Annotated in this window: 9 protein-coding genes; 2 read left to right on the top strand and 7 right to left on the bottom strand. The window is 33.7% G+C overall.

The window, feature by feature from the left end:
• Nucleotides 1-593: protein-L-isoaspartate(D-aspartate) O-methyltransferase (locus tag Q0800_RS12265; RefSeq protein ID WP_299130185.1), on the top strand; the 593-nt coding region annotated here is incomplete at its 5' end.
• A gap of 58 nt (nucleotides 594-651) precedes the next feature.
• Here Q0800_RS12265 and Q0800_RS12260 read toward each other — a convergent pair.
• From Q0800_RS12260 to smpB, 4 genes are all read right to left on the bottom strand, one after another.
• Nucleotides 652-2,487 (bottom strand): Xaa-Pro dipeptidyl-peptidase, encoded by a 1,836-nt coding sequence (locus Q0800_RS12260; RefSeq protein ID WP_299130182.1) that lies wholly within the window; start codon nucleotides 2,485-2,487, stop codon nucleotides 652-654.
• Nucleotides 2,488-2,621: 134 nt separating this feature from the next.
• Nucleotides 2,622-3,143: a hypothetical protein gene (locus Q0800_RS12255; protein WP_299130180.1), complete on the bottom strand. Its 522-nt coding sequence runs from the start codon at nucleotides 3,141-3,143 to the stop codon at nucleotides 2,622-2,624.
• An 83-nt stretch (nucleotides 3,144-3,226) separates the two neighbouring features.
• Nucleotides 3,227-5,689, bottom strand: coding sequence for a DUF5686 and carboxypeptidase regulatory-like domain-containing protein (locus Q0800_RS12250; protein WP_299130178.1), 2,463 nt, complete (start codon nucleotides 5,687-5,689; stop codon nucleotides 3,227-3,229).
• Between the two features lie 114 nt (nucleotides 5,690-5,803).
• Entirely contained in the window at nucleotides 5,804-6,262 is a 459-nt protein-coding gene (gene smpB, locus Q0800_RS12245) for an SsrA-binding protein SmpB (RefSeq protein ID WP_299130174.1), read from the bottom strand.
• Nucleotides 6,263-6,370: 108 nt separating this feature from the next.
• Here smpB and Q0800_RS12240 point away from each other — a divergent pair, with 108 nt between their 5' ends.
• Nucleotides 6,371-7,123, top strand: a complete 753-nt coding sequence (locus tag Q0800_RS12240; protein ID WP_299130170.1) for a DUF6503 family protein — start codon at nucleotides 6,371-6,373, stop codon at nucleotides 7,121-7,123.
• A gap of 136 nt (nucleotides 7,124-7,259) precedes the next feature.
• Here the strand turns inward: Q0800_RS12240 and Q0800_RS12235 are convergent, their stop codons facing one another.
• The 3 genes from Q0800_RS12235 to Q0800_RS12225 all read right to left on the bottom strand — a co-directional run.
• The gene (locus Q0800_RS12235) at nucleotides 7,260-8,534 is read right to left on the bottom strand and encodes a carbamoyl-phosphate-synthetase (RefSeq protein WP_299130167.1); all 1,275 of its coding nucleotides are present in this window, start codon (nucleotides 8,532-8,534) and stop codon (nucleotides 7,260-7,262) included.
• 34 nt (nucleotides 8,535-8,568) lie between these two features.
• A complete protein-coding gene (locus tag Q0800_RS12230) occupies nucleotides 8,569-9,810 on the bottom strand; it encodes a glycosyltransferase (RefSeq protein ID WP_299130164.1) in 1,242 nt (413 codons plus the stop codon).
• Nucleotides 9,811-9,817: 7 nt separating this feature from the next.
• Nucleotides 9,818-10,255: SMP-30/gluconolactonase/LRE family protein (locus tag Q0800_RS12225; RefSeq protein ID WP_299130159.1), on the bottom strand; the 438-nt coding region annotated here is incomplete at its 5' end.

Raw genomic sequence — 10,255 nt, 5'->3', positions numbered from 1 at the left:
CGCTTGCTAAAAAAGGAATTAAAGATGAGGCTGTTTTAAAAGCTATAGGAAATATTCCAAGGCACCTTTTTATGGATTCTGGTTTTATAGACCATGCTTATGTGGATAAAGCTTTTCCTATAGCAGCAGACCAAACCATCTCACAACCATATACTGTGGCTTTTCAGTCTGAGTTATTACAAATAAAACCAGGAGATAAAGTTTTAGAAATAGGGACAGGAAGTGGTTTTCAGTGTGCTGTTTTAATTGAGCTTGGAGCTAAGGTTTTTAGTATTGAGCGTCAGCAAGAATTATTTAAAAAAACTTCAAAATTTTTACCTAAGATTGGGTATAGAGCTAAAAAACTCATTTTTGGTGATGGCTACAAAGGCTTGCCAGAGGAAGCTCCTTTTAATAGTATTATTGTTACGGCAGGTGCACCATTTGTTCCTAAACCTTTATTAAGTCAATTAAAAATTGGAGGACGTTTGGTAATTCCTGTTGGTGATGCTATTCAAATAATGACCTTGTTTATTAGAAAAAGTGATAAGGAATTTGAAAAGCATGAATTTGGTGAGTTTCGTTTTGTACCCTTACTAGAGGATAAGAATTGAATGGAAGCCCATCCCTAACCCTTCTCATAGGGAAGGGAATTCTATGATTTTACTTAAGTTATTCCGTACGCTTACTATAAACTGCTTTACCACCAACAATAGGTAATACTAATTTTGTTTTGGCTAAATCTACGGTTAGCTCAGTCCCTGCTTTTGGATGAAGCGTATATTCTTGGTCACTAGAAAAAATCATTAAACCAATCTGTTGTCCTGCTTTAATGATTTGATCATCGGGTTGAAGATCAAAATTTACTGTATAGAATTTTCCAGGTTTTAATTCCTCTTCTTTAGAAAGTGATTTATGGTTTTTAGGATCAGCCCATCCTCGTGTAATAATATTATCTGTTATAACTGGTGCATTATTATCCCAAGGCAAGGATACTAACCAAACCGATAAATTAGCCGCTGGTTTATTGCTAGATAAAGTTATACTTACTCTTGCGACACCAGAAATATGTAAATCGTCCTTTAATTTTGGTGTTGCATAAAGTAATCTATTTTCAGAGCTGTCTGCTTTTGCCAAATCAGAACCAGAGAACGATACATTATCTACAAGCGTTTCTTTTATTTTGGATGAACTTCCAAGCGTTAATCCACCAATACCATTACCGCCAGAGAGAAGATTTAAACTTACTGTTTTTGAAGCGGGATTTGGATAGTCTAAATAAGCCGTAGGATTTTGGGTGTCGTCATTTTCTCTAACAATGTAGGCTTTGTTTTTTTCTTTATCTACACCATTGTCAATACCATGTAAATATTTGGTAAACCATTTATTCATCATAGCTATTGGAGGTGGACCACCATGCCCATTCTGGTGGTAATAGATTTGAGTTGGTAAGCCCTTGTCTTTTGCAGCTTTGTAAATACGGTAACTGTGCTCTGGCATTACATTCCAATCATTAAAACCATGAGACATTAGCATAGCAGCTTTCATATTATCCATTTGGTTTAAGTAATCTCTAGCAGCCCACCAATCGTTGAGGTCGCCGGTTTGTCTGTCCATATTTTTCATCATTTCAGTATCACGTACCGCTTTATTATTATGTACTCTTTTATCCTCATCTCCACTATGTACAAAGTCATAAAGTACATCTATATCTTCCCCCAAATATCCACCTGGTGAACGCACTAAGCCATTAGATCTGTAATAGTGGTAATACGATGTGTTTGGTGCAATGGGTATAATGACCTCTAAGCCTTCAACACCTGTAGTTGCAGCAGCTAAGGGTAGTGTGCCGTTATAGGACGTCCCTGTCATACCTACCTTGCCTGTAGACCATGTTGCTTTTACTTCTTCATTACCATCTCGTTCCGTGTAGCCTTTAGCGCGTCCGCATAACCAATCAATAACTGCTTTTGGTGCTAAAGATTCATTTTTACCACCTATGGTTGGTGCGCCATCAGAATAGCCTGTACCTGGCGAGGACGAGTGCACAACAATATAGCCTCTTGGCACCCATTTTTTTAAGTGCGAATAGGATATCATTGGTCTTGGTGCAGCACGTCGTTTTACTTCGGGATGAAAGCGGTCTTCTCCAATATCACCTAGCTCATGCTTTACATTCCACATTGTGCCAGGTGCATCTCCTGCAACACCAGCAAAGTAAGGACTGGTTACATAAATTATTGGCAGTTTTAAACCTTCAGTGTCGGTTTGCTTTGGTCTGGTTACAGACACATGCATTCGGTCTAAATCACTATCACCATCAGTATTGAAATCGGTTTCTACCCACAAATCGTGATGAATCCATTCTTTTGGATTATTAAAGGCTTCCACAATCTGGGCTTGTCCATCTTTAAACGTAGGTGCTGCTTTTTGGGTTGTGGTTTGTGCATAACTTAGTATTGAAAATATTAATGTTATGATTATGCTTGAACAGGATTTTATTGTCATTTTTGTGTGTGTTCGATTCTCTTTATAAAAGTACGGAGTTATTATTAGATTCCAAAAAGTGTCATTCTTACGAAGGCAGAAATCTACTTTTTTAAATGGATTCTACATTGAGTGCGGAATGACAATCAATTTTGTTATTCCTTAGGTAAATACTTCTTTGGGATAGGGTTATCCTTAGACTCTTGCATCCAGAATATATTTATAATCCACCAGCGTTCTCCATTGTTCATTAACTGAATGCTGTTAATGCCTCGCATAAAGGGTTCCTTGTCGTCTTTTTTCTTAAAAGATTTATAGGTGCTGAAGACTTGCGTAATGTTGCCAAAGGTTTGTGTTTCTCTATGTATTTCAACTTCGTGAAAACCGTTTTGTACCAACCATTGCCCAGAACTTTTAATATACTCTTCTGGTGTTATGTATCGAGCTATTTGCTTACCTTCTTTGGTTTTACCTGTAGGGATTAGTTTGGCATCTTTATGAAACAGATGTTTAAACAATGCCCAGTTGCGCTCAAAGCCTTTATCACCAGAAATTACCGAATATAAGGTTTCAATAGTATTGTCTAAAGTGGCTACATTTTTGGTGTAGTCTTTGGTTTTTTCTTGGGCGTTTATGCTCAAACCTATGAACATAAAAACAGCTAAAATTTTCTTCATACCGTTTAATCTAAAAGTCAAATGGATTATTGCTTTACTTCAATAAATTCAATGCAAGTAACAGCAATTACAATGCTATAAAGTTAAAAGAATTTCAAACCAAACAAAATGGCATCACTTTGAAATCCGCTTTGATAAGATCTTACGTAATCAACTCTTAAGAATCTCCATTTTCCCCAACCAATATTGTCTATACCAACAGTAAATTCTTGGTAGGGCTTATTATTTGGTGTAGCTAAATTGTGCGCGCCTAAAATAAGATTGAAATTTAGTTTATTGAGTCCTGGGATTTTTCCAAGTATAAATCCATTAAAATCGTGCTCTGCATGCATTTCTAAATAACTATCGTTGGTACTTAAATCATAATAGCCGAGATTGTTAAAAACATCTGTGTAATTTCCTCGTCTACTAATTTTTATTTGGTTGCCATTAAAGTGCTGAAAATCCATAAAGGCGATATTTTCAGCATTAAAAAATTGACCAGATCTAAGATTGTAACCGAAACGTCCTTTGTTTCCTATGTTAAAAGACTGGTATAATCGTAATTTAACCTGATCAAAGTTGTAGTCTTTGTTAGTTGCACCCAAACCTTTTTCATAACTTAAAACTAACGTTGGGTATTTGTCATTATAAACATTGAATTTACTATCTGGGTAGCTTAAATACTCTTGCCCAAAGTTAATACGGCCAGTAACATTTAGCTTTACAATATTATGATTTATAAAGGGTGCTGCTGTACTAGTTGGATCTATTGGGTTGTTGGTTAAATATACCTTGTCATCATTTGGATAAAACGTTTGGTCTGTGGTATTAAATAGTGCACTTCGGTTTTCGTAGGCAATATCAGCGTAAAATCTAAACCCATTAAATAATTCTTCAGAATAGTTAAGTTGAATGAAACGTCGTTGATAAAGCTTCATGTAATTTTCTTCGATAAATAAGGTTACAAGGGTGTTTCCAAAAGGTGTAATAGGATTTGAAGGATTAAACTGTGCCACTTCCTCACCACCAGATACAGTTAAAAAGCGTCTGTTTATATCATTAAACTTATAAGTTAATGATGCTCTTGCTCTTAATCTTTTATCAGAGAAGCCGTATTGTAGACTCGCATTGGCTCTGAAAAATCGTCTGAATTCGTCATAATTTTTGGTAAAGAAAATATTGGTCTCTGCAGTATAGCCTTGTACAGTATTAAACTGAATGCCACCAAAAGGGACGTCATAACCAAATCTATAATCCTTATGCGAATTTTGGTAGGAGTAACCTAAAACATTGCCTAGTTTAAACGTGTTATTAGCACGATCTATAGAGTCTAAATAAGGCTTAGATTCTTTTACTAATTGAATACTGTCTTTTCTAATATAATCTGTACGTTCTTCTACGGTTAGTGGGACAGGTCTAATGGTTTTCCAAAACAACGAGTCTTTTTTATTGGCTTCGTTTTCAAACGCTACGATTTCGCGTCCAAAATCTTTATTGGTTAACGGAGTTTTAAAGTCATAATTACTATATACTGCGGTAAAACGGCCATCTCCCTTTATGCCTAAGATGCCATATTTAAAATCGATACTCTGAGAAATGATGGGCCAAAGATCATCTTTTTCGGTGTAGGTGAAACTTTGTTTTAGAGCTATTAAATCTGCTGCGGGAATACGAGCCTGCGTCCCTGTTAAATTTAATTCTATTGCATAAATAGTCCATTGGTTTTCTACAATGTAAATCGTACCAGAAAACACAGGGTCGTTTTCTCGTTTTGGGATGACACTTATCTTATTAATGAGGTTTCCACGTTCGTCGTAAAATACACCATCTAATTTATAACGATAATAGTTAAAAGCATTGCTAGCAATTGGTGACACAATCTCATTGCCAAATTCTATGGTGTTGTTATAGAAATTAAAATCAACATCTAAAGCACTATTAAAGCTGAAACCATTGTCATCTCCACTAACTTTAGATGCTGTGATTTTTTCTTTGAGTTTATCTGGTCTTAGAAATTGTATTTTAGAAATGGTTTCTGATAAATAAATGATACCGCTTCTTGTAGAATCCAAACCACCACCCAAGTCACCAACATCTTGGCCTAAAATTTTCTCTGGAGCATCCTTTATTCTTATAAGACCTCTTGAGTAGAAATCGGCTTTAAAAGAATTTATTTTCTCTAGGTTTTCTTTTCGTTTCTCTATAGTCTTTCTTATAATTCCATTTGCAGGATTATCTTCTGCGTTTACAATAACTTCACCTAAGGAAACAGATTCTTCCTCTAAAGCAATATTTAAGGTAAAGGGAAATTTATCAATAGACACTTCTTTTTTTACAGTTTTGTAGCCTAAATAAGTGTAAACTATCGTATAGGTTTTGGGTTGGTTTATATTAAGTTCGTAATAGCCATCGTCATTGGTTGTGGTGCCTTTATATGTGTTTTCTATAATGACATTTACAAAGGGTAAAGGTGTGTTTTTTGAGTCGGTAATTGTACCAACAACTTGGGCTGTTAGACCTAGTGAGATAAGAAAAAGCACTAGGCATATTAATTTTTTTTGCATAAAAACGGATTGTTGGTTACAGTTAGTATAGCCCTATGTTTTAATAGCAGATGATCTATACTGCACCAAACATAGGCTAAAATAGAATTTCTAAAAGTTATAACAATCTTAAAGTTATCGAAAATTTTTCTTAATACGATCTAGATTACGCTTATTATCACGGTCTTTAATAGTATCGCGTTTATCGTAAAGTTTTTTCCCTTTCCCTAATGCAATTTCTAATTTAGCAAGGCCCTTGTCGTTTATAAACAACCGGGTTGGGATAATGGCATTACCTTTAATATTTACTTCTTTTTCTAACTTTTTAAGCTCTCGTTTGTTTAGTAATAATTTTCGTTCTGCTTTGGGTTTATGGTTGTAGTAATTACCAAATGCATACTCTTGTATAGTCATATTAATAACAAAAAGCTCACCATGGTCATTAAATTCGCAAAAGCTCTCGGCAATAGAGGCCTTGCTAGCGCGTATAGATTTAATTTCTGTACCAGTTAACACAATACCAGCCGTGTATTTGTCTAATATCTCGTATTCAAACTTAGCTTTTTTATTGAGTATGTTAACTGTTTTCTGCATATAGGACAAAGGTAGTTTATATAGTTAAGAGTTAAAAGTATTAGGTTTAAAGTTGAAGTATGTAATCTTATATTTAGCTTTACGACCTTATTTGTTTAATTAATATGTATGAAGCAACTACTTATTTTTATCGTTCTATTTTTATTTTTTGCATGTAAAAACGAGCAAGAAAAGGATACTTTATCTGTTAATGAAATCATTAGTAAGTCTATAGAGGTGGCTGGAGGTGATAAATTTGAAAACTCTATAATTAGATTCAACTTTAGGGACAAATTTTATATGGCGCGGAGAGAACATGGCAATTTTAATTTAATACGGATTTTTAAATCTAGTAATGATTCCGTTTTTGATTTACTAACAAATAATGGTTTTGAACGTGTTATAAATGATACTAGAATTAAGCTTGAAGATTCTATGGTTACAAAATATATGGCCTCTGTAAATTCAGTTCATTACTTCTCTGTTTTGCCATATGGACTCAATAATAAAGCAGTTAACAAAAAGCTTCTTGGTGAAGAAGAAATACGAAATAAAGCGTATTACAAAGTAGAAATCACTTTTAACAAAGCAGGTGGAGGCGAGGACTATGAGGATGTTTTTTTGTATTGGATTAATAAGATATCTTTTAAAGTAGATTATTTAGCCTATTCATATAATGAGGATGATGGTAAAGGACTGCGTTTTAGAGCAGCTTTTAATGAACGTTATGTTAATGGGCTACGATTTGTAGATTATAAAAATTATAAAGAAACAGATCAGTATTTTGGCTTGAAAAATTTAGGTAAGGCGTTTAGTGAAGGTGGTTTAAAAATGGTCTCAAAGATAGAGTTAGAGAACGTTGAGGTTGATATTATTGAATAAAAAGAGGTCTAAAAAGTTAGTAAAAATACAAACTGTCGGATTGAGCTTAGTCGAAATCCTTTGGTAATCTAAGTTTTAGATTTCTCGACTACGCTCGAAATGACAGTCAATAATACGTTTTAGACCTCTTTTAAGTTTATCTGTAATCGTCTTCCTTAAAAGGTTTTAACCATTCTAAAATCATATTATTACCGTTAGTGTCTGTAACCTTTAAGGTGTTTTTAATTTTTTCAATCTTTTGATTGACTTCGGTTATAGAATCTACAACCAAGTAAATTCTTGCATATACTTGGCGTTCTGTTCCTAAGAAGTCTTCTTGTACGGTATCTCCTTCTTTAAAACGTTCTAATACAAAGTGAATATTATCGTCTGCCTTAATAGTATCTAAACCTTTTATACTATCTATTTTACCACCTTTAAGTAATACCCAAACGGTACAAGCTTTTTTACCATTAAATGTGTAGTCGTTTATAGTTTCAAAGTCGTTATCGCCAAATACGCCAGTTAGCGCAAAGTTTAATAGCATTTTTCTGTGATCAAAACCATGAATATTTAGTAAATGAAAATGTGGAGCTTCGCCTTGAAGTCTAAACCCAGGATCATAAGCATAAACAATACCATCCTCAACAAAAAACTGAATGTTTAAAATTCCGTTTTCAATTTTTAAGGCTTTAAAGAGTTTACACAATTTAGGGTGCATTTGTTCTATAAACAACGCTGAATGTTTAGATGGATACACGGCACCAATACAAACCGGACTCGCATCTCCTTGTATTTTAGTTGTAATTCGGTCTGAAATAGCAGAAATATGAGCTACACCATCTTTAAAGGTGTAATAAGCTGCCATATCATCACAATCCATATAACGTTCTACAAGAATGACTCCTTTTTTAGAAAAGCCAAAAGCAGTTCGGGCAGAATCTTTATAATCTTGCTCATCTCTACAAATTTTCATGCCAACACCGCCACCATTGTCTACAGGCTTTATCATTACTGGATAGCCTAGATTATGAGGTTTGTCTATATTTTCTACTCCTTCTATATAAATACCAGGTATATCTTGTATATCAAAATCTAAGCAGTATTTTTTAAAACCATCTTTACTACAAAAGGCTTCCACAGCTTCAGTTGTAGCGTAGCATGGAATATTAAGAATATCACAAATATCTTTATAAGGCTTAACCAAAATATCCGCAACACCTACCAATACGGCATCAACGTTATTATCTTTGGCAATCTGAGCTACTTTTTCAACTTCAAAAACATCAATATCGTAGCTTTCTTTTGCTTTTTGTTTTGCAGGAGAATTAATGCCCATATCAATGGCTATAGTATGTAATCCCATAGAATTTGCAACATCTACAACGACTGCGGTTTCAGGGTTTCCTCCAAGTATTATAATTTTTTTCATGTATTTGTTTTTTCTTGTGAGATTTAATGATGTATTAAACCGCTAATTCTTTTTTAAAAATAAAGTCTTTGTCAAACCCTAAGTCAGCTATTAGACTTTTAATTCTAATTAAATCAGTATCAATATTCACTATTTTGTCTTTATCTATTCCCATAAGTTTTAATTCAGTTTTAATTAACTTATGAATAGAAGGATTGATAGTTGCAATGATGAGAAAATCAATATCATCGTTAGACACTGCACTTATAGGTTCAACGGAACTTTTCCCAATTTTTAAATCATGAAAATCTACATCTACCCATTTTATAACTTTAAAATAGTTGGTTTTAAGGTTTGTAGATAAAATATGCTGACCAAAAGAACCCGAACTATAAACAACAACTTTAGAACCATTTTTTGTTTCTAAGAAAGGGTTAAATAAGTTATTCTTAACTTCATTATTTATGAGGCCACCAGATCGTACCAAAATTTGTGAGTACAAGTAATAAGTGATCTGCTCATCTAAAGTTGTTTCGTCCATTATTGGACTCAATTTTGTTTTGAGTATATTCATTAGTAAACCGAGTCTATAGTATTCTACTTTTGGATTTTCTATAGATTTTACGATAGAGTCATGTCTTTGTCTATAATAATATAGCGGTATTTTACTAATGACGAGTTTTTTGCAAATTGCTAAATACGAATATGTTATGGCAGCATCTTCTCCCATTATAACATCATTAGGTACATCGTAAAGCACTTGTTCTAATAGTTCTTTTTTAAATAACTTATTCCAAACGTAAGTGGACATGCCATGTTCACAAAATTCTCCATTGTAGATAGCATTCGGAATTATATCAGATATAATTTCAGTTTCATTATAAATTCCGGCAGATTTTGGTTTTATCGTTTCAATTTTACCATTAAATTCTCTAAAATGGCCTGTTACAGCGAGATCGGCATTATTAGCTTCTGCAAGTTTATATAAGGTGTCTAGATAAAAATTATCGACCCAGTCATCACCATCTACATACGATATGTACTTCCCAACTGCTGCTTCTAAGCCTGCTTTACGTGCTGATAAAAGGCCTCCATTTTTTTTGTGAATGACCTTAACACGCTTATCTTTTGCTGCGTAATCGTCGCAAATCTTAGGGCAATTATCTGGGCTACCATCATCTACTAAGATTAATTCAAAATCTAAAAATGATTGCTGTATTAAGCTATCTACACATTGTGCTAAATACTTTTCTATTCTGTAAATAGGAACGATAACACTAATTTTAACTGCGCTCATGGGTTTTTTAGTTTATGCTTAATTCAATATAAAACAGACCACTTCCGTTGTTGTAATCTGTATTATTTTCATTCTTTGCTGTTGTTATATATAAGTTATTTTTATGATCAAAACAGCATGAGGTTACATTTTCAAAAGGTAACACAATTTCATTTAGCTTTTTTCCTGTTAGCGGATTCCATTGAGAAACACAAGCACCTCCCCATTCTGCAATCCACAACATACCATTTTTATCTATCGTCATACCATCGGGACTTCCTTTATCAGTAAATTCAATGACATATGTGTCAAATTCAACATTCCCAGTTTCTAAATCATAATTATATTTAGCAACTTTTTTAGTTGGTGTATCAATAAAATAAAGTGTTGTATTATCGGCTGTAAAGGCTAAACCGTTGGAAATCGTTGTATTTGCAATTATGATTTTAGAGTTGTCTTTATGATA

Origin of the sequence: uncultured Winogradskyella sp., from assembly GCF_937958655.1 — a bacterium.
Taxonomy (GTDB): domain Bacteria; phylum Bacteroidota; class Bacteroidia; order Flavobacteriales; family Flavobacteriaceae; genus Winogradskyella.
This window is presented reverse-complemented; position numbering and strand designations above follow the sequence as displayed.